The organism is Methyloceanibacter marginalis, from assembly GCF_001723295.1.
GTDB lineage: Bacteria > Pseudomonadota > Alphaproteobacteria > Rhizobiales > Methyloligellaceae > Methyloceanibacter > Methyloceanibacter marginalis.
Genome location: NZ_LPWD01000020.1, coordinates 1 through 18607 on the forward strand (window position 1 = coordinate 1; position 18607 = coordinate 18607).

Sequence of the window (18607 nt, forward strand, 5' to 3'; positions counted from 1 at the left end):
GCGCGTGAATGGCATTCACGAGGTCGTCGGTTCGATCCCGTCTGGCTCCACCAAAACCCTAATCCCTTTAGCTTAGCCGGCCGTCGCCGGGTCGATGACCTCCACGATCTCAGTGATCTTGGTTGCGGGAAAGCCGCTGAGCTCCGCGTGCTTTTTGATCGCGCCCTCATCGCTTGCGAGATAGATGCAGACGTCTTGTCGCCGGCGACGTAGCTCTGGACCCATTGAATGTCCTTGGCGCCGATCTGGCATAGCGCCGCATTGGACTTGGCGGCGGCGCCGGCAAGCTCTTCGGCATTGAGCGTGCCGACCTTGGGAATGTCTCTTTCGATCACGAATTTCTTGAGGCTCATTTGTCTACTCCCTAATTGGGTTGTTGGTGCTGGTTGAGTCGATCAAGCGCGACACCACCTGTTCGAAGGCGGGTGTGATGACGGAGGCATCCTTGAGCGCCCAGGCCACGAGACTTGCGCCCTCCAATGCGCTCAGAACGAGTGACGCCGTCTCGCCCACATCGAGGTCCGGGCCGAGCTCCCCCGCCTTCACGCCCTCTTTCAGGACGGTGCGAAGCCAGGCGAGATGCAATTCGAAGAAGTGGCGCACGCGTTGCTGCATGGCGAGCGGAAGTGCCGCGGTCTCCGCCGATAACGCGCCGCACAGCGGCATCATCCCTTCGCGCATGCTGGCGGTGAAGAAGCCCGCGTAGCGCCGAAGCCGCGGGATCGCCTCGCGCTCCTGACCGAGTATCTGGGCGAGGTCCGCTTCGAACTTGACCAGGTAGGTGTCGATCAGGGCCGCGCCAAGCTCTTCCTTGGTGCGGAAATGGTGATGGATGCTCGCCTTGCGGATACCGATACGCTCGGCGAGGTCCGCGTAGCTGAAGGCCGCGTAGCCTTTGGTACGCAACAGGACTTCCGTTTCCCGTAGCAGCCGCTCTCTGGTGTCCAAACTCATTGCGAACATCCCTGTCCGAGACAGCCTACCTACTAGTAGGTTTAGACGTCAAGGGGAGGTTTGTTCGGAAGACGCGCCACGTTTGCCTGGTAAACCCAGCTATTGTTTGCCGCGTATCGGAAGACATCCCGGAGAGCGAGATCATGAGAGGCCGAGACAGATTGAAGGGACGCGATCTTACGCTGCCGCCCGTGGGGGTTCCCGCGGTCGCTTCTGGCGCGGCTGCCGTTGGCGCGCTTGCCTCGGTGCGCTTGCGGTTGGAGCGCTGGCTATCGGCGCGCTCGCCATTGGCCGATTGAGCGTGCGCCGGGCTGACATGCGGAAACTGCATCTTGGTGAGGTGGAGATCGACGACTTGGTGGTCCACCGCCTGCATGTCGTCGGCGAGGACCGCGGCCCGGACGCCTAGCGAGCTCCCACAACGCCGCAGCGGCCGTTCAAGCCCTAGTGTGTCCTGCTTGAATTCACTGGTCGGCTTCCCATATCCGACTTGGTTTATCAGGACATCGCATGACACTCCATGACGGCAATCTTTGGTTAAGCCTTACAGGCGGACGCGCCACCGCGGCAAAGACAGCCGAGGGCGGCTATCCGCCCTACAATATCGAACTGCTGCCCGAAAACGATGGCGGGCCTGAGGCCTTGCGGATCACTCTTGCCGTGGCGGGATTTGCCCGGGACGAGCTTGACGTGAGCGTCGAGGACGGCGAGCTTCTGATCCGCGGCGTGAAACGCGACGAAGGTCCGAAGGACTATCTTCACCGTGGCATCGCCGCGCGACATTTCAAACGGACCTTCGCGCTTGCCAGCGGGGTCGAAGTGCGTAATGCAGAATTGCATAATGGACTCCTTGCCATCGAGCTGGAGCGGCCGCATAGGGAGAAACGAGTCCTCAAGGTAGGCATCAAGCCTGCGCGCTGAAATCCGCGCTTTTGCCGCGGCCAGCTTCCGCACGAGGAACCGGAGTTCGAATGAACAAGATTGAAAACGAAGAGATCCGCCCGTTGATGAGCCTGAAGGAGCTAGCGCTTCTCGGCGACGGCGAGGTCGCGTACATCAAGCAGCTCGATTCCGACGCTGCGACGGAACTGTTTCCGGCCCTGGACGATGCGCCCGAGGGCATCGACCTCTATGCCGTGCTCGGCGCCGACGGCACACCGATCGCGCTGACCGACAGCCGCGGCGCGGCCATCGCCAATGCCATCGAGAACGACCTCGTGCCGGTGAGCGTGCACTAGTTCTTCACCCTAGACGATCACTCAACTTCCGTTCGCCTGGCGTGTCTCAGCGGCTGGAGGCATAGTCGTCTCCCGAGAAACCTGGGAGGCGCGACGGCGATGACCAACGACTTGACGACGTATAGCGTTCGGCGCACTGCATTCGGTCTACTGGCAGCCGCTTGCGTCGCGTTTCCGGCATCGAGCCAGGCGATCGCCGAGGACGCCCTTCTCGACGAGATCGTGTCCTTCACCGGCACCGTTTTTTTCCTTGAGCAGAAAGTCCCTGGGCTCGTTATCGGCGCGGTCCGCAACGGCGAGACCGCCATTTATGGGTTCGGCGAGGCGACGGACGGAGGCGAAGCGCCAGACGGCGACACCGTCATGCGCATTGGCTCGATCACCAAGGCTTTCACAGGCCAAGCGCTCGCGCATCTCGCTGCCGACGGCACGGTGTCGCTCACACAGAAGCTCGGTTCGCTCGCGCCCGACCTCGGCACCGGCGCGACCCGAACGTGTCCGAGATCCGTTTTGATATCGCCACCCAGTCGGCCGGGCTGCCCCGCGAGGTGCCGCATGAGCAAGGCCCTGCCGACAACCCGTTCGCACCGATCACGCGCCAAGCATTCTCGGATTTGGCTGAAGACCGAGAAGCTTCTCTACGCGCCCGGGACCGGTGTTCTCTACTCGAACTTCGCTTTCGACCTCCTGTCCATCGGACTGTCCGAGGCGGCGAAGACGCCCTATCCCGAGCTGCTCGAGAAACACGTGACCGGGCCGCTCCGCATGAAGGACACGACCTTTGCCCCTTCAGGCGATCAGAAGAGGCGGCTGATGCAGGGCCACGGCTTCGACGGCAAAGCGCTTCCCGACGTGCCAACCGGCGACGTTATCGTCGGGTCTGGCGGCCTCTACTCGACGCCCAACGATTTGCTGCGCTGGATGCAGTGGCACCTGGACCGTCTGTCGCCGGACGGCGCGGAGGCACGGATGCTCGATCACGCGGCCTATCTCGTGCGAGACGGACTCGCACCCGTTTCGGGCATGGACGAGTCAGGCCATATGGACGCTATGAGCCTGGGCTGGGTCGTGATGATGCCGGAAGGCGATCGGCCCCTGATCCTGCAGAAAGCCGGCGGCTTACAGGGAATTTTTTGCTACATCGCATTCGCGCCGGCCCGTGACGTCGCGGTCTTCATCGCCATCAACCAATTCGATTTCGGCGCGGCGATGGCCATGGCCCAGGTCGTGAACGAGATGATCGCCAACTTGCGCCGCGCTAGGCGGCGTGGGACGAGGCTTCTTCCTGGGTGAGGACGGCGTAGAGCGCGCTCGCGTCCTTGGAGGCCCTGAGCTTCTCCACGGCCGAGCCCTCGCGGAGCAGGCGCGAAATGCGCGCCAGCGCCTTCAGGTGATCGGCACCAGCGCCTTCAGGGGCCAGCAGCAGGAACACGATATCGACCGGCTCGCCGTCGGCCGCATCGAAATCGACAGGGTCCGCCAGGCGCGCGAACACACCGACAATCTGCTTCAGGCCGGCCATTTTGCCGTGGGGAATGGCGACGCCCTGACCAAGGCCGGTAGAGCCGAGCCGCTCGCGCTGCAAAAGAACATCGAAGATGTCGCGCTCTTGCAGACCACAGGAGCGCGACGCGCACGCGGCAAGCTCCGTGAGCAGTTGCTTCTTGTTCTTGACCTTGAGCGAAGGCTTCACAGCCTCGGGTGCGATGAGATCACCTAAATGCATTTTAGACTACCCGTGTGACTTTCCAGGGAGCGAACGGCATTTGACGGCCGACAATTCGCTCACGCTTTCCTTCCCGCTAGCAATCGCTGCCGCGGGATGTCCCGTACTCGTTGTCGATGTACACTAGCCCCGACGGCCCGTGCCCCACGTAGTTCCCGGCGATGTCTACAACGCATTCCTGGACGCAACCGCGCAAAAGCCTCGAGAAGCTCCAGAATCTGTTCGGTAACTTGTGTTGTCGCCATTGCCCGAGGAAGACTGTCAAATCCTTGCTGACCAGCGCTTCCCGGCGCGCATATCACATCTTGGGAGGCCTAACTCTGACAGAGCGAACCGTGACGCCCTGGCCCATCCACAATAGGCCTCCACCGCGGGGCGGGAAGCTAGACCCCCACTCGGAGGGTGTCAAACGCATTCCGTTCCTCTTACCTCTTTACACGATTCGCGCGTGCGAACAGCACGTTAGATGTGCCGGTCAGGCGCTTGCCGCCAAAGCGATGCGTTTCAGCCGGCGGCGCTGGACCGAAGAGGGAATCCCCAACGCCTCGCGGTATTTCGCCACCGTACGCCGTGCAATATCGATGCCGTCGCCCTTTAGGCGATCGACGATCTTGTCGTCGGAGAGGACGTCCGCCGCGGGTTCCGCGTCGATCATTTCGCGAATGCGGTGGCGGACGGCTTCAGAGGAGTGAAAGTCGCCCCTCGCCCGTGGCGCGATCGCCGAGGTAAAGAAATATTTGAGTTCAAACAGGCCGCGATTGGTGGCCATGTATTTGTTGGCGGTGACGCGGCTCACCGTGGATTCATGCATGGAGATGGCGTCGGCCACGGTCTTCAGATTGAGCGGCCGCAAATGCCGGACGCCGTAGGTGAAGAAACCATCCTGCTGGCGCACGATCTCCTGCGCGACTTTCAGAATGGTCCGGGCGCGCTGGTCGAGACTTTTCACCAGCCAGTTCGCAGTCTGCAAGCAGTCCACCAAGTAGCTCTTATCCTCCTTGCGCATCTTCGATTTTGAGACCGTCGCGTAATAGGTCTGATTGACGAGCACGCGCGGGAGCGTGTCGGAGTTCAGTTCGACGTGGTAGCTCCCGTCGGGAAGCGACCGCACGAGCACGTCAGGAACGATCGGTTGCGCCGGCGCCGATCCGTATTTCAGTCCGGGCTTCGGATTGAGGCGCCTCACCTCGGCGATCATGTCGGAAAGATCTTCGTCGGAGACGCTGGCGGCGCGCTTCAACGCGACGAGGTCGTGGGCCGCGAGTAAATGCAAATTGTCGAGAAGCGCGGCCATGGCCGGATCGCAACGGTCCTGCTCCTTCAGCTGAAGCGTCAGACACTCGCGAAGGTCGCGGGCGAAAACGCCGCATGGCTCGAAGCCTTGCATGACGGTCAGGGTTTCCTCGACGAGTTCCATGGGCGCGCCCAGAAGCTCCGCGAGGCCATCGAGCTCGCCGCGCAAATAGCCCGCCTCGTCAGTCATGTCGATAATGTGCCGTCCGATCAGGCGTTGCGCGGGATCTGCGAAAGCGAGGACGAGTTGGTCGCAGAGGTGATCCCGTAGCGTCTTCTGCTCGGCCACATAGGCTTCGAGATTGGAGCCTTCGTCGGACTCTGCGCGCGGCCCTTGCGAAAGTCCGGTCCAGCCGGAATCGGTCAGGGCGCCGGGGATGAAGTTCTCCGAGTCGGGAAACATGTCTTGCGGGTCGGCATCGAGATCGTCCGTGCGGCCGGTATCGTTGCCGGTCTCCAGATCGACCCAATCGTCGCTGTCGCCGCTATCGGTGCCGGCATCGCCGCTGGCCTCGCTGCCGCTTTCGCTCCCGCTGTCTTTCTTCGCTTCACCGTTCTCAAGGGGACGGTCGTCGTCGGCACCGTTCGGCTCGTCCGTCTCCGCCCGTTCAAGCAGTGGATTGCGCTCCAATTCGCCGTCGACGAATGTCGCGAGCTCCATGTTGGAGAGTTGCAGAAGCTTGATCGCCTGCTGGAGTTGCGGCGTCATGACCAGACTGTGCGTCTGGCGAAGCTCGAGCTTTGTTGTGATCGCCATTTACGAACTCACTCGCGATCAGGAACTCATATCTTGAACTCGTCACCAAGGTAGACGCGCCGCACGTCTTCATTGTTGACGATATCGTGCGTGGTCCCGTGGGTCAGGACCATGCCGTCATGGATGATATAGGCCCGGCTGACAAGATCGAGCGTCTCACGCACGTTGTGATCGGTAATCAGGACGCCGATGCCGCGCTCGGTGAGATGGCGCACCAGCGCGCGGATGTCGCCGACGGCGATGGGATCGATGCCCGCGAAGGGCTCGTCAAGAAGCATGAAGGACGGCCGCGAGGCGAGCGCGCGGGCGATCTCGACGCGGCGGCGCTCACCGCCCGACAGCCGCATGGACGGTGATTTTCTCAGGCGCGTGATGCGGAACTCCTCGAGCAAGGAGTCGAGCTGAAGCTGGCGCTCCTTCTTGTCGGGTTCGACCATCTCGAGCACGGCGAGGATGTTCTCCTCCACCGTGAGGCCGCGAAAGATCGAAGCCTCCTGCGGCAGATAGCCGATGCCGAGCCGCGCGCGCCGGTACATCGGCATTTTGGTCACGTCCCGCCCGTCGATCTTGATGGAGCCCTCATCGGCGGGGATCAGACCCGTGATCATGTAAAACACCGTGGTCTTGCCCGCGCCGTTGGGGCCGAGCAGCCCACGGCCTCGCCACGGGCGAGGTCCAGGCTGACGCCGCGCACGACCATGCGCTTCTTGAAGCTTTTAACGACGGAGCGGATGGTGAGCCAGCCATTGCCGGCCTCATGCAGTCCTTCCGGTTCGCGCGCAACGGCTGCACCGGTGCGGCGACCTCTTGGGCAGCGACTGCCTGAAGGCTTGGGAACGACAGCAACTTGCCCACTGACCCTTTCGCTCCTAGTTGAAGCGCCGGCCCGTTAAGATCGGATAAAGCGCTCGGTGCGTCTATCGAAACTCAGGTACGAGCGGCAACGGCTCGTTGTCGTCGACCGCAGGCCCGCTCGGCGCTTGCGGGCTCGCGGCGGCATCGTCCCCGGCCTTCTTGCGCTTGGGTTTGGCGTCCCCGGGCTTTGCCCCGTCCTTGGGCATGAAAAGCGCACGAATCCGGCGTCCCCCAGTCGCGGCGGTTCCGGTGTTTTCGAACCGGCTTTCACCCGTCTTCAGGTCGATGACAAGCCGGTCACCCTTTAGCACATTCTGACCTTGCGATAACACCACATTGCCACCCACGGTTACCAGCCCCGCGGGGACGTCGTAGACGGCCCAGTCGCTCGTGGTGGTCTGGTCGTCCTCGCTGGTGATGACGACGCTGCCGCGCGCCTCGATCTTGTTGATCCGCGATTCCGCGCTGTCGGCATCGCCCTTTGCCTGCTGGGTCGCCTGCTGAGGGGCGACCGGCGCTGTCTCTTCACTTTGCCCGGTCAGCTTGTTCGCGCCGCCGACATAGTGGACGTCAAGCTCTATGGCACGCAGCGTGGTCGTGCCCTGTACCGCCTTCACGTTGCCCTTGAAGGTCGCATATTTCTTCGCGTCGTAGACAGTGAGCGTATCCGACTCGATATCGATCGGTTGATCGGAATTCTCAGAGAGGCCGCCGAACGTGTTGTTGAGGGTCTGCGCCGGCGCCGGGCCCGCAAGCGCCATCAGCACGGCGAGCGCACCGCCCACGATGCCGGATACGGACCTGGCGCTCCCTCGCCGGCTCATTGCGGCTCCATCGGTTGTGGCGCGGCCTGGGGTGTGCTTGCGGCGACGGGCGCTTGTTGCGGGACCGGCTGTGATGGCGCCGCGGGCTGCGATGGCGCGGCGGCTTGCGGTGCGGTACTTGCGGCGGCCTTCTTCTTGCCGATCAGGTGAACGGCCACCTTGCCGCGGAATATCAGGGTGTTCTCCCGGGACCGCAGCGTCAAAGCGTTCGCGCGCACGGTGCCGTTGGTCAGCTTGAAGAAGACGGGATTGTGGGACCGCAACGTCTGCGTCGCCATATCGAGCGTGGCGTATGAAAGCTCGCCGGTCACGCCCGCGCTCGTCTCGATGGTGATGCGATCCTTCATCAACAACCGTTCGGTCTTGCTATCGAACTTGCCCCGCACGGCTTTCATCTTGGACCAGCCGCCGGACGGATTCGACACGTCGGCCGTGATGGCGTGGAGCTTGATGAGATTGGGGTTCTTCACTTCTTGATCGGCGTATTCCGCCTTTATCACGTAGTCGCCGTTCTTTTTGTCGGCGCCTTTCAGCGTGGGATTGAGCATACGCAGATTGCCGTCGGCGATCTCCATGCCGTCGATGCTTGCCGTGAGGTCGCCGACGGTGACGCTCATCCTGGTGGAAACAAAGTATGCCGCCAGTACGAGGATCGCGACGACCGGCAGCGCCCGGCGCAGGATGTGCACGATACGGCTGTGACGCTCGGCGCTAAGGAAGGCACGCTCGCGCTCGTCCGCCGACCGCACGGTATGGTGCCGGCCTCCGCCAACGAGATTCGCCTCATATGCCATAATATCCGCCAATAATTCGCGGGACCCCGGCTTCTGTGCCCACCCAGCCTAACCTAGCCGCAGGACTTTGATCAGATTGCGACCGTGAGCCTTTGAATTTCGGGGCTTTTGGCCGCGCTAATGGGCGAAGACATCCATCTCGGCCCAGCCTTCGAGGTCGAGCTCGGCCCGCGTCGGCAGGAATTCGAAGCAGGCGCGCGCCAAGTGGTCGCGGCCTTCGCGCTTCAGCATCGCATCGAGACGATCTTTCAGCGCGTGCAAATATAGCACATCGCTCGCCGCGTAATTGAGCTGCTCGGGGGTCAGATCCGGGGCCGCCCAATCGGAGGATTGCTGCTGCTTTGAGAGCTCGACGCCCAGCAGTTCCCGGCAGATATCCTTCAGGCCGTGCTTATCCGTATAGGTGCGGGCCAGCTTGGAAGCGATCTTGGTGCAATAGACAGGCTTCGCCATGACGCCGAGGAAGTGCTTCAGCACGGCCACGTCGAAGCGGGCGTAATGAAAGATCTTGAGGACGCTGTCGTCGGCAAGCAGCCGCTTAAGCTCCGGCGCATCGTAAGGTTCGGAGACCTGGACGAGAGCGGCGCTGCCGTCGCCGTCGGAGAGCTGCACGAGGCACAGCCGGTCGCGATGCGGATTGAGCCCGAGCGTCTCGGTATCGATGGCGATGGCCTTAGCCCTGAAGCGGCCTTGGGGCAGATCACCCTTGAAGAATTCGACGGTCGGGGCTTCACTCAAAGCTGTCTCACCTGCCGTCGTTGGCGCCCGTTGCCGCACGGCAACGGGGCGGGAATGGTGCCCAGGAGAAGACTCGAACTTCCACGCCCTTTCGGGCACTAGCACCTGAAGCTAGCGCGTCTACCAGTTCCGCCACCTGGGCTTGAGTGCGTTCAGGTACGATCGGGGCTTCTCGTTGTCAATTGCCTGGAGAAGCGCCTTCAAGGCTTTGCTTCCCTCGTGTATTGCTGTGCACAATACCGCGGTCGGGTTAAGAGGCATCTAAGTGGCCATTACACTCAACAATCGGGCGCTCGTGACCGTCTACGGGGGCTCGGGCTTCCTGGGCCGTCACTTGGTCCGGGCCATTGCGCGGACGGGCGCGCGTATGCGCATCGCAGTCCGGCGTCCCGAGCTTGCCGGACACCTGCAGCCCCTCGGCGGGGTCGGCCAGATCGTGCCGGTTCAGGCCAACGTGCGCTATCCGGACTCCCTGATCACGGCCGCCGTGGACGCGGACGCCATCGTCAATCTGGTCGGCATCCTATTTTCCGCGGGCAAGCAGACCTTCAAGTCCGTCCAAGACGAAGGCGCAGGCAACGTGGCTAAGGCGGCCAAAGCTGCCGGCGCGCGGGCTTTCGTGCATGTCTCGGCCATCGGCGCCGACGCGGATTCAGCCTCGGATTTCGCCCGCACCAAGGCGGAGGGGGAAGCCGCGGTCAAAGACGTGCTGCCGGATGCCACGATCATCCGACCGTCGGTGGTGTTCGGACCGGAAGACGAGTTTTTCAATCGCTTCGCGGCGCTGGCACGCATTTCGCCGTTGCTGCCCTTGATCGGCGGCGGACACACCAAATTCCAGCCGGTGTTCGTGGGAGACGTGGCCCAGACCATCGTGGCGGCACTTGAGGGCCGCGCGGCGGCCGAGGCGCCCTACGAGCTCGGTGGCCCAGAAGTCCTCACCATGCGCGAGGTGATGGAGCGCGTGCTGACCTACACGATGCGCTCGCGGCCCCTCGTACCGCTGCCGTTCTGGCTCGCCAAGCTCCAGGGCGCTTTTCTGCAATGGCTGCCGAACCCGCCGCTGACCTTGGATCAGGTACGGCTTCTCGAACGCGACAACGTGGTCAGCGATGTGGCCATCAAGGCGGGACGTACACTGGAGAGCCTCGGCATCGAGCCCGTGCCGGTGGCGAGCGTCGTGCCTGACTATCTGGAGCAGTTCCGCCCGCGCGGGCAGTTCTCGGTCTACAAGGCGTAGTCTGTCTCAGCCGTAGATCATGAACAGCAGGAAGCCGCCGAGAACCATCCTGTAGAGCACGAAGGGCAGGAAGCTGATCCGCCGCACCAGCGCCATCAGAAAGGCGATCGCGGCCAGACCTGCGAAAAACGTGAGTATCGCGCAGTAGACCGCATCCATTGTGATGGTGTCGCCAGCGGCGAGCGCTTCGCCCACGGTGAGCACGCCGCGCCGGCGATGGCCGGAATGCCGAGCAGGAAAGAGAAGCGTGCCGCGTCCGGGCGTGTGAAGCCGAGAAAACGCGCGGCGGTCATGGTCACGCCGGAGCGGCTGGTGCCCGGGATAAGCGCGAGCGCCTGGGCCACGCCAATAATCATCGCGCTGCCGAGGGTCATCTTCTCGAGGGTCCGGACCTGGGGGCCGACCATGTCGGCGACCAGCATCAACAGGCCGTAGAGCACGGTGTTCCAGGCCACGATGGTCACGCTGCGCTCAAGATCGCCGAAACCGAATTTCTTGAGAAACAGCCCGAAGGCGACAGCCGGGATGGTCGCCAGCACGATGTAGATGGCGAGCTTGCCGTCGTTGGTAACCTTGCCTTTGAACAGCTCCATGCCGCCGAGCGTGATGCGCCAGACGTCGCGCCAGAAGTAGATGAGAATCGCGAACAGGGTGCCCACATGCACCATGACGTCGACGAATTGGCCTTGGTCGGGCCAATGCAGAATATAGGGGACGAGGATCAGGTGTCCCGAGGACGAAATCGGCAGAAACTCGGTGATACCCTGCACCACCGCGATCACGATGATCTGCTCTATCGTCATGGTCCCTCGTCGCGCGGCTTGTTCGGTGAGCGCGCAGGTTCTATACGAGGCTCTCGCGCCCCGCGCGATTCAATTTCTACCGAATAGCCACGCAAGCCCTGATGGCGAATCTCCTCCACCATCCCCTATGCGCCTTCTCCAGGTCAATTCGGCTTGCGCTCGACGAGTGCGGGGTCGAGGTCGAGCTTGAGGAAGAGCGGCCCTGGGAGTGGCGGCCGGAATTTCTGGTCCTGAACCCTGCGGGCACGCTGCCGGTCTTCATCCCAGAGGAGGGTGGCGCGATCGCGGGCGCCTACGCGATCTCCGAATATCTTGCCGACACGATGGACGAGCGGCCCGTGCGCGGCTTTCAACCCTTTCCCGGCGATCCGGCCGCGCGCGCCGAAGTGCGCCGGCTGGTGGATTGGTTCCACCGCAAGTTTCAAGACGAGGTGACGGACTATCTGGTGGTGGAGAAGGTGTTCCGGCGCTTTGGGCCGCAAAGCTCTTCGCCCAATATGGAAGCCATGCGGGCCGGACACGACAATCTGCGCTATCATCTAACCTATATCGGGCATCTCACCGAGACCCGGAGCTGGCTTGCGGGCGACGCCATGAGCTTCGCCGATCTGGCGGCCGCGGCGCATTTGTCGGCGCTCGATTATCTCGGCGAGGTGCCTTGGGAAGAGTTCGAGCCGGCCAAGAACTGGTATGCGCTCGTAAAGTCGCGGCCTTCCTTCCGGCCGCTGTTACAGGACCGCGTCGCGGGCTTCACCCCTTCGGGGACGTATGCCGACCTCGATTTCTGAGGATGCCCGCGGGCCGAGAGTGGGCATGGCGCAGACGCTGAAATCTCAGGTTGCGGACAGAGCCAAGGCGCTCGGCTTCGACGCCGTGCGCTTCACCTCGGCCGATGCGCCGGACGGGGCAGGTGCCGCGCTCGATGCCTTTCTCGCGGAGGGCCGTGAGGGCGACATGGGCTGGCTCGCCGGGACGGCGGACCGCCGCAAGGCCCCGCGGGCCCTATGGCCCGAGGCAAGGAGCGTCATTCTGCTCGGCCTGAACTACGGCGAAGGCATGGATCCGCTCGCCGCTCTCGATGCGCCGTCGCATGGCGCCATCTCGATCTACGCCAAGCGCGCCGACTATCACGACGTCATCAAGAAAAAGCTCAAGCAGCTTGCGGGGGATGTGCAAGCGCTCGCGGGCGGCGACGTAAAGGTGTTCGTCGATACCGCGCCGGTGATGGAGAAGCCGCTCGCGGCGAAAGCCGGGCTCGGCTGGCAAGGCAAGCATACGAATCTGGTGTCGCGGGAGTTCGGCTCATGGCTGTTTCTCGGCTCGATCTTCACCAGCGCCGAGATCGAAGGGGACGCGCCCGAGCAGGACCATTGCGGCGCCTGCCGGCGCTGTCTCGATGCGTGCCCCACGAACGCCTTCACCGCGCCCTACGAGATCGACGCGCGCAAGTGCATCTCCTATCTCACCATCGAGCATAAAGGGCATATCGCGGCGCGCTTCCGGGCGAAGATGGGCAACCGCATCTACGGCTGTGACGATTGCCTCGCTGTGTGCCCCTGGAACAAGTTCGCGCAAAGCTCGCACGAGACCAAACTTGCCGTGCGCGGCGAAGCCGATAATCCCCCGCTTGCGGAATTGCTCACACTCGACGACGCAAGTTTTCGCGCGCGCTTTCGCGGCACGCCCATCAAACGTACGGGGCGCGACCGCTTCGTACGCAACGTGCTGATCGCCGCGGGCAACTCGCGCGACGTGTCGCTGGTGCCGTACGTGGAGGCGCTGCTCTCCGACGACTCTCCGCTGGTGCGGGCCATGGCCGTGTGGGCGCTGTCGCGTCTTGCGCCTCAACGCCACGCGCCTTGCGCAAAGCATGCGTCGCCGCCGAGGAAGATCCCGCCGTTCGCGGCGAGTGGCTGGAGATCGCCGCGTGAGCCGCTTGTTTGCCTTCGGCCTCGGGTTCTCGGCGCAGGAACTCGCCTCGCGTCTCGCCGCACAAGGGTGGTCCATTGCCGGTACCGCGCGCGAGCAGCCGAAGATCAGTCAATTGCGCGACGACGGCTATGAGGCAACGCAGTTCACGGGCGACAGGCGCAATTCAGACCTGCCGCGCTTGCTGCAAGGCACCACGCATCTGCTGCACTCGATCCCGCCGGGGCGAAGGCGATCCCGTGCTCGCCAGCTATCGCAACGAGATCGCCAAACTCGGCACCTTGAATGGATCGGCTATCTGTCGACCGTCGGTGTCTACGGCGACCAGCATGGGAGTTGGGTCAGCGAGGAGACGGTGCCGAAGCCCAACAGCCCGCGCACAGAGGCGCGCGTACAGGCCGAGCAAGCCTGGCTCGATTTTGGGGAAGAGATCGGCGTGCCGGTGCATGTCTTCCGCCTCGCCGGAATCTACGGTCCGGGACGCAGCGTGTTCGACAAGCTCGCAGAGGGCACGGCGCGACGGATCAACAAGGACGGACAAGTCTTCAGCCGCGTCCATGTGGAGGATATTGCCCGGGTCCTTGAAGCCTCGATCGCGCGCCGCGCGCGGGCGCGATCTACAACGTCGCCGACGACGAGCCGGCCGCACCCCGGCGATGTGGTCGCCCATGCGGCAAAGATGATGGGCGTGGAGCCGCCGCCGGAGATCGACTTCGAGGACGCGGATCTCTCACCGATGGCGCGGACCTTCTATCAAGGCAGCAGGCGTATCGGAAATGCACTGATCAAGTCGGAGCTCGGCGTGGAGTTGCGCTATCCCACGTTCCGCGAAGGGCTCGTCTCGCTCATGCCGCGGGAGACGGCCGATCGATGAGGGCGCCGACGGTGTGCTCAAGGCGGCGCAGGTCTTCCGGCCCCGACAGGCGGTGATCGCCGTCCTTGACCAGCGTGAGTTCCACATCGTCGCCCTTCAAGAGTTCCACCAGCGCGAGGGCATGCTGCCACGGCACGTCCTCGTCGCGCATGCCTTGGAGGATACGTACGGGCGCGGCGACTTCGATATCGCCTTCGGCGAGAAGATGGTTGCGGCCTTCCTCGATGAGAATCTTGGTGAGGGGATAGGGATCGTCGTAGTTTGACGGCGCGTAGAAGACGCCTTCCGTCTCGACCTTCGCGCGCGTTTTGGCCGACATCTTCTCCCACATCAGCTTCTCGGTCATGTCCCAGGCGGGCGCGATGAGCACGAGGCCGTCGAGCCGCGTATCGCCGGATGTGGCAAGCGCGCGGGCCAGCAGCAACGCGATCCAACCGCCTAAGGACGAGCCGACGAGGATCAAGCGCCTCTCACCGGCAAGCGCGAGCATGGCGGTGGCCTCTTCCAGCCAGTCGCCGACGGCGGCCTGGAGCAGGCTTCCTTCCGAGAGGCCATGGCCGGAATAGTCGAAGCGCAGCATGGCGTAACCTTGCACGTAGGCCCAATCGCTCAGGGCGCCGACCTTGGTGCTCGTCATGTCGGACATGAAGCCCGACAGCCAGACGACAACCGGGCTCGTCTCATCGCTGCCCCGGTCGAAGCGATAGGCGATGCGGCGGCGCTTCTGGCCTTGGCCAAGTTCGAGGAATTGTGGTTCTTGGTGGTCCATCGAGGTTAGCGCTGGCAGTCCTTACGTTTTTCGCCGAAGACGAGACATATGGCAAAGGTCACCATATTGCAGGCCGTGCCGCGGCTTGAGACCGGCGGCAGCGAGCAATCGACCGTCGAGATCGTGCAAGCGCTCACACGCACCGGCGCTCAAGCTTTGGTTGCCACCGAAGGGGGGCGGATGGCAACAGCGGTGCAGGAGGCCGGCGGCGAGATCCTCCCGCTTCCCATGGCCAGCAAGAACCCGCTCACGATCCTCGCCAATGCAAGGCGGCTCGCGAAAATCGTCGAGGAACGCGACGTCACGCTGATTCATGCGCGCAGCCGTGCACCGGCCTGGAGCGCGTTTCTCGCCGCCCGCCGAACCAAGCGCCCGTTCGTCACCACCTATCACGGCGCCTATAGCAGCCGCGTGCCGTTCAAGACGCTCTACAGCAGCGTCATGGCCCGCGGCGATCGCGTCATCGCCAATTCGCATTACACCGCAGCGCTCATCGCCGCGCGCCACCACGTGACGCAGGAACGCATGCGCGTGATCTATCGCGGCATCGATCTTTCGCGATTTGAGCCTCGGTCGATTGTGCTTTCGCGTCTGGAAGCCTTGCGCGCCGCCTGGGGCGTGCGCGAAGGACAGCCTATTGTCCTTCATGCAGCACGCCTTACGAGTTGGAAGGGCCAACGCTATGTCATCGAGGCGGCGCAGAAGATGCTCGCGGCGAACGAGCTCGGCGATGCTGTCGTCATCCTTGCCGGCGACGACCAGGGCCGCGGCAGCTACCGTGGAGAGCTTGAGGCACAGATCCAGGCCGCCGGCCTTCAAGACCACGTACGCCTCGTGGGGCATTGTGACGACATCCCCGCCGCCTTCGCGCTCGCCCATGTGGCGGTCGTCGCCTCGATCGGCGCGGAGACCTTCGGCCGGACCAGCATCGAATCGCAAGCGGCTGGCTGCCCGGTCATCGTGACAGACGTCGGCGCGGCTCCCGAAAATGTGATCCCAGCCTCCAGGAGCGCCGGCTTCACCGGCTGGGTGGTGCCAACAGCCGATTCCGCGGCGCTTGCGGCGTCTCTCGTTGAGGCGCTGACGCTGTCGCCGGAGACGCGTGCGGCAATCGGTCAACGAGCCCGCGCCCATGTGGCCAGCCGGTTTACCCTGCAGGAAATGCAGCGGGCGACGCTCGCGGTGTATGACGAACTGCTCGGGACAGAGCTTGCGGCAGGCTCGCGCTAGAGGCGGGATTCTTGCCCCGTTTTTGCCCTGATCCCGCCGCCTGCGGCTGGCCTGATGGCAGAAATCAGCCTTGCGGCTCCCGCGCCGCATCGCCATGCGGAACCAACGGCTAAAGGGATTGTTAAGTATGGCGGGGTCATTCTTGTAGTCATGTCAGTTGGGATAATGTCACACGAGCCGGCTCTGTCGGGGAGACTACACCGGGGGGCCGGCGCCGCGCCGGTCCATTTCGTGTACCATATCCCCAAATGTGCCGGGCGGACGATCGATCGCCATTTGGCGCTTTCCCTGCCGCAGTCAGCCTATCACCGCATGAAGAAGCGCCGGGGACTCGGACGCTTCGTCACGCGCTACGATTGCTCCGACCTGCCCGACTCTCGTGCTGCTCGAGTGGTGAGCGGGCATTTCCTCGGCATCTCCGTCGATCGACTCTTCGAACGGCGTTTGATCAAGCGCAGCCTGCTACTCCGAGATCCCGCGAGCCACTTCGTCTCCTACTACAACTACCGCATGACTCGGTATCTCTCCGAAGGCATGCAGCCTTACGGCGTCGAGGTGGCGTACGGTGCGATGCAGCGCAACTTCATCACGCACTACATCCTCAAGAACTTCCTCGAACTGACTTGGACGCAGATCGCAAGCCTGTCCGACCAAGACAAGTACGATTTGGTCAACGCGTTCCTGTCGACCTTCTGGTTCGTGGGCGATTACCAACTCTGCGACGACTTTCTCGGCGCGCTGGGCGACAGGCTCGGCATTTCGGCCAGCGCCCGGCCGCACAATCGGCTGACGGAGCTTGCCCGTGGGGCCGGATGGACGCCGCTGACCCTGGATCTGCTTCCCGACGATGTCGTCGCCGGCATCCGGGCGGAGAACACGATCGACCAGAAGCTGTGGGAGACGTGGCACGACGCGCGGCATGACACGAGCGCCGTCCGCCCTGTCGCCCTCGACCGCACCACCTCTGGCTTCGTCGGCAGCGAGGTCAGCCGCTTCGTGAATCAGATCCTGCGCCGCATGCAGCGGCGGTGGGGCAGCTTCGAGGCTCCGGTTCCCGTCATGCACGGCGATCCGACCGCGCCCGCCTGAGAATCTCTTTCGGGCCCCCGCCCGAAATGTTATGCCACCACCGTTCAGACGATCACGCTGGTCCAGGCGGGGCATCGGACTTCTCAATGCGGAAACTGGTCGACGTCGCTCTCCGGCGAGAGCCCGGAATCATTCGCGCCCTTTTCTTCGTGGCGCCGTTCGTCACGCTCCTGGCGCCCAAGACCACCGTTCCCGCCCTCATCCTCCTCTTCGCCGGCTGCGTAGGCTTGCCCTGGCCCATGGGCAGCGGCCTAAGTCCCTGTTTCAGTTTGATGTTATCGTGGCGCTGTTGGCAGCCGCCGCCGCCTATCTATTCGTCAATGCGTCCTGGTCGTTGGACCCATCGCGCGCCGTCGGTAAGGCGGTCTGGTTCACGCTCGTCGCGGCGATGAGCTTTGGTGCCTGGCGCGCCATCGCCAGCTGGGAACGCCCGCAGATCCAGATCGCCACCACGGCGTTTCTGGCCGGGCTCGCAGTCGGCGTCGCCATCATCCTGTTCGAGGCGGCCACGGGGCGTTTCCTCACGATCTCGCTCTACAACCTCTTGCCGTTCACGCGGCCCGAGAGCGTCAAGTCTCTGGTGATCAAGGACGGCGATGTTTTCCGGATTGCCGCCTTCGAGCTCAATCGCAACGTCACGGTGATGCTTCTGACGCTGTGGCCGGCGCTTCTGTGCCTCGCCGTGCGCGGTGGCCAGCAGACGCGGCTGCTGAGGCTCGCGGCGCTCTTTCTCGGCGTGCTGGTCTCGGTGTTTCTGTCCACCCATGAATCCTCGAAGGTCGGCATCCTGCTGAGTGTGATCGTTTTCGCCGTCGCACTCGCTTGGCCGGTGTTTGCGCGGCGCGCCGTGTTGGCCGGCTGGTGCCTAGCCTTCATCCTGGTCGTGCCTTTGGCCACGTTGGCCTACAAAGCCGAGCTGCATCAGGCGGATTGGCTCCCCTACTCTGCCTCGACCCGCGTCACCTTATGGGCTTACACGGCGGAGCAAGTCCCAGAGGCTCCCTTTCTCGGCATCGGCGCCACCTCCACCCGCAAGATGGATCTCGACCGGGAAGACCGGCAGAAACCGAACCAGCGCCAAAATTCGAACGATGATTTTGGCTGGCGCGCGGGTCCGCACGCGCACAATGTCTTCTTGCAGACTTGGTATGAGCTGGGCGCGGTCGGTGCCGTTCTGTTCATGGTGGCGGGCGCGGCCGTGATCGTCTCCGTCGGTCGGCTGCCGCGCGCGAGCCAAGCCTACATGCTGGCCCACATTGCCGCGTTCGTCATGATCCTCGCCTTCGCCTGGGGCCTGTGGCAAAGCTGGCTAATGGCCTTGGCCGGACTTGCGGCGCTTTACGCGGCGCTGGCGGTCAGACTGACACGGGCTGACGCCGTGGCCGCTCTGCCGCAAAGCCCAGACAATTGAGCTCTGCCGCTCCAGCGTGACTTGTCAGGCCTAATCGCCATCTATAGAAGGTTTGATCTTGGAATTTTCCGCACCCCGTGCCT

Annotated in this window: 19 protein-coding genes, 1 tRNA gene and 1 pseudogene; 10 read left to right on the forward strand and 11 right to left on the reverse strand. The window is 63.5% G+C overall.

Translation table 11 applies throughout. The annotated features are described in order from the left end of the window. Together AUC71_RS00695 and AUC71_RS00700 are read right to left on the reverse strand one after the other, a co-directional pair. On the reverse strand, positions 1–353 hold a 353-nt coding region (locus AUC71_RS00695; protein WP_425283339.1), incomplete at its 3' end, for a nickel-binding protein. Positions 354–357: 4 nt separating this feature from the next. After that, on the reverse strand, positions 358–954 hold the full coding sequence (locus AUC71_RS00700) for a TetR/AcrR family transcriptional regulator (protein ID WP_083237949.1): 597 nt from the start codon (positions 952–954) through the stop codon (positions 358–360). Positions 955–1464: 510 nt separating this feature from the next. Here AUC71_RS00700 and AUC71_RS00705 point away from each other — a divergent pair. From AUC71_RS00705 to ampH, 3 genes are all read left to right on the forward strand, one after another. Continuing rightward, positions 1465–1875, forward strand: coding sequence for an Hsp20 family protein (locus AUC71_RS00705; RefSeq protein ID WP_069622711.1), 411 nt, complete (start codon positions 1465–1467; stop codon positions 1873–1875). Positions 1876–1925: 50 nt separating this feature from the next. Further along, the gene (locus AUC71_RS00710; protein WP_069622712.1) at positions 1926–2192 is read left to right on the forward strand and encodes a BQ00720 family protein; all 267 of its coding nucleotides are present in this window, start codon (positions 1926–1928) and stop codon (positions 2190–2192) included. A 99-nt stretch (positions 2193–2291) separates the two neighbouring features. Beyond that, entirely contained in the window at positions 2292–3485 is a 1194-nt protein-coding gene (gene ampH / locus AUC71_RS00715) for a D-alanyl-D-alanine-carboxypeptidase/endopeptidase AmpH (protein ID WP_083237945.1), read from the forward strand. Here the strand turns inward: ampH and ptsN are convergent. The 7 genes and pseudogenes from ptsN to AUC71_RS00750 form a co-directional block, all read right to left on the reverse strand. Further along, a complete protein-coding gene (ptsN, locus tag AUC71_RS00720) occupies positions 3451–3918 on the reverse strand; it encodes a PTS IIA-like nitrogen regulatory protein PtsN (protein WP_069622713.1) in 468 nt (155 codons plus the stop codon). The two genes, ampH and ptsN, sit on opposite strands and share 35 nt — an antisense overlap. 475 nt (positions 3919–4393) lie before the next feature. Then, complete coding sequence (gene rpoN, locus AUC71_RS00725; RefSeq protein ID WP_069622714.1) at positions 4394–5968, reverse strand: RNA polymerase factor sigma-54; 1575 nt, start codon at positions 5966–5968, stop codon at positions 4394–4396. 26 nt (positions 5969–5994) lie between these two features. Further along, positions 5995–6731, reverse strand: a pseudogene (lptB, locus tag AUC71_RS00730) (LPS export ABC transporter ATP-binding protein). Positions 6732–6885: 154 nt separating this feature from the next. Next, positions 6886–7647 (reverse strand): LptA/OstA family protein, encoded by a 762-nt coding sequence (locus tag AUC71_RS00735; RefSeq protein ID WP_083237946.1) that lies wholly within the window; start codon positions 7645–7647, stop codon positions 6886–6888. Beyond that, complete coding sequence (gene lptC, locus AUC71_RS00740) at positions 7644–8441, reverse strand: LPS export ABC transporter periplasmic protein LptC (RefSeq protein WP_069622716.1); 798 nt, start codon at positions 8439–8441, stop codon at positions 7644–7646. The genes AUC71_RS00735 and lptC overlap by 4 nt, the downstream gene beginning before the upstream one ends. A 117-nt stretch (positions 8442–8558) precedes the next feature. Further along, a complete protein-coding gene (locus AUC71_RS00745; RefSeq protein ID WP_069622723.1) occupies positions 8559–9179 on the reverse strand; it encodes a ribonuclease D in 621 nt (206 codons plus the stop codon). Positions 9180–9234: 55 nt separating this feature from the next. Then, positions 9235–9321, reverse strand: a tRNA-Leu gene (locus AUC71_RS00750). Between the two features lie 129 nt (positions 9322–9450). Between AUC71_RS00750 and AUC71_RS00755 the strand changes: the two genes are divergently transcribed. After that, positions 9451–10419, forward strand: coding sequence for a complex I NDUFA9 subunit family protein (locus tag AUC71_RS00755; RefSeq protein WP_069622724.1), 969 nt, complete (start codon positions 9451–9453; stop codon positions 10417–10419). 95 nt (positions 10420–10514) lie between these two features. Here AUC71_RS00755 and AUC71_RS00760 read toward each other — a convergent pair whose 3' ends face one another. Continuing rightward, a complete protein-coding gene (locus AUC71_RS00760) occupies positions 10515–11222 on the reverse strand; it encodes an undecaprenyl-diphosphate phosphatase (RefSeq protein WP_204376594.1) in 708 nt (235 codons plus the stop codon). A 101-nt stretch (positions 11223–11323) separates the two neighbouring features. Here AUC71_RS00760 and AUC71_RS00765 point away from each other — a divergent pair, with 101 nt between their 5' ends. The 3 genes from AUC71_RS00765 to AUC71_RS00775 are packed head-to-tail and all read left to right on the forward strand — an operon-like array spanning position 11324 to position 14025. Continuing rightward, positions 11324–12010 (forward strand): glutathione S-transferase family protein, encoded by a 687-nt coding sequence (locus tag AUC71_RS00765; protein WP_069622717.1) that lies wholly within the window; start codon positions 11324–11326, stop codon positions 12008–12010. A gap of 25 nt (positions 12011–12035) precedes the next feature. After that, complete coding sequence (gene queG / locus AUC71_RS00770) at positions 12036–13286, forward strand: tRNA epoxyqueuosine(34) reductase QueG (RefSeq protein ID WP_244500738.1); 1251 nt, start codon at positions 12036–12038, stop codon at positions 13284–13286. After that, positions 13267–14025 (forward strand): NAD-dependent epimerase/dehydratase family protein, encoded by a 759-nt coding sequence (locus AUC71_RS00775; RefSeq protein WP_244500739.1) that lies wholly within the window; start codon positions 13267–13269, stop codon positions 14023–14025. The genes queG and AUC71_RS00775 overlap by 20 nt, the downstream gene beginning before the upstream one ends. Here the strand turns inward: AUC71_RS00775 and AUC71_RS00780 are convergent. Then, complete coding sequence (locus AUC71_RS00780) at positions 13997–14794, reverse strand: alpha/beta hydrolase (protein WP_069622718.1); 798 nt, start codon at positions 14792–14794, stop codon at positions 13997–13999. The genes AUC71_RS00775 and AUC71_RS00780 overlap by 29 nt on opposite strands. Before the next feature lie 48 nt (positions 14795–14842). Between AUC71_RS00780 and AUC71_RS00785 the strand changes: the two genes are divergently transcribed. The 3 genes from AUC71_RS00785 to AUC71_RS00795 all read left to right on the forward strand — a co-directional run bounded on the left by AUC71_RS00785 (position 14843) and on the right by AUC71_RS00795 (position 18524). Then, on the forward strand, positions 14843–16024 hold the full coding sequence (locus AUC71_RS00785) for a glycosyltransferase family 4 protein (protein WP_069622719.1): 1182 nt from the start codon (positions 14843–14845) through the stop codon (positions 16022–16024). Between the two features lie 276 nt (positions 16025–16300). Then, positions 16301–17113, forward strand: coding sequence for a hypothetical protein (locus tag AUC71_RS00790; protein ID WP_141701349.1), 813 nt, complete (start codon positions 16301–16303; stop codon positions 17111–17113). A 280-nt stretch (positions 17114–17393) separates the two neighbouring features. Next, a complete protein-coding gene (locus tag AUC71_RS00795) occupies positions 17394–18524 on the forward strand; it encodes an O-antigen ligase family protein (RefSeq protein WP_069622721.1) in 1131 nt (376 codons plus the stop codon). Positions 18525–18607 lie beyond the last annotated feature (83 nt).

What these genes read in the sequence shown, in the direction of transcription:
- AUC71_RS00700 (WP_083237949.1), bottom strand. Translation starts at nt 954, where the DNA reads ATGAGTTTGGACACCAGAGAGCGGCTGCTACGGGAAACGGAAGTCCTG.
- AUC71_RS00705 (WP_069622711.1), top strand. Translation starts at nt 1,465, where the DNA reads ATGACACTCCATGACGGCAATCTTTGGTTAAGCCTTACAGGCGGACGC.
- AUC71_RS00710 (WP_069622712.1), top strand. Translation starts at nt 1,926, where the DNA reads ATGAACAAGATTGAAAACGAAGAGATCCGCCCGTTGATGAGCCTGAAG.
- ampH (WP_083237945.1), top strand. Translation starts at nt 2,292, where the DNA reads ATGACCAACGACTTGACGACGTATAGCGTTCGGCGCACTGCATTCGGT.
- ptsN (WP_069622713.1), bottom strand. Translation starts at nt 3,918, where the DNA reads ATGCATTTAGGTGATCTCATCGCACCCGAGGCTGTGAAGCCTTCGCTC.
- rpoN (WP_069622714.1), bottom strand. Translation starts at nt 5,968, where the DNA reads ATGGCGATCACAACAAAGCTCGAGCTTCGCCAGACGCACAGTCTGGTC.
- AUC71_RS00735 (WP_083237946.1), bottom strand. Translation starts at nt 7,647, where the DNA reads ATGAGCCGGCGAGGGAGCGCCAGGTCCGTATCCGGCATCGTGGGCGGT.
- lptC (WP_069622716.1), bottom strand. Translation starts at nt 8,441, where the DNA reads ATGGCATATGAGGCGAATCTCGTTGGCGGAGGCCGGCACCATACCGTG.
- AUC71_RS00760 (WP_204376594.1), bottom strand. Translation starts at nt 11,222, where the DNA reads ATGACGATAGAGCAGATCATCGTGATCGCGGTGGTGCAGGGTATCACC.
- AUC71_RS00765 (WP_069622717.1), top strand. Translation starts at nt 11,324, where the DNA reads ATGGCGAATCTCCTCCACCATCCCCTATGCGCCTTCTCCAGGTCAATT.
- queG (WP_244500738.1), top strand. Translation starts at nt 12,036, where the DNA reads ATGGCGCAGACGCTGAAATCTCAGGTTGCGGACAGAGCCAAGGCGCTC.
- AUC71_RS00780 (WP_069622718.1), bottom strand. Translation starts at nt 14,794, where the DNA reads ATGGACCACCAAGAACCACAATTCCTCGAACTTGGCCAAGGCCAGAAG.
- AUC71_RS00785 (WP_069622719.1), top strand. Translation starts at nt 14,843, where the DNA reads ATGGCAAAGGTCACCATATTGCAGGCCGTGCCGCGGCTTGAGACCGGC.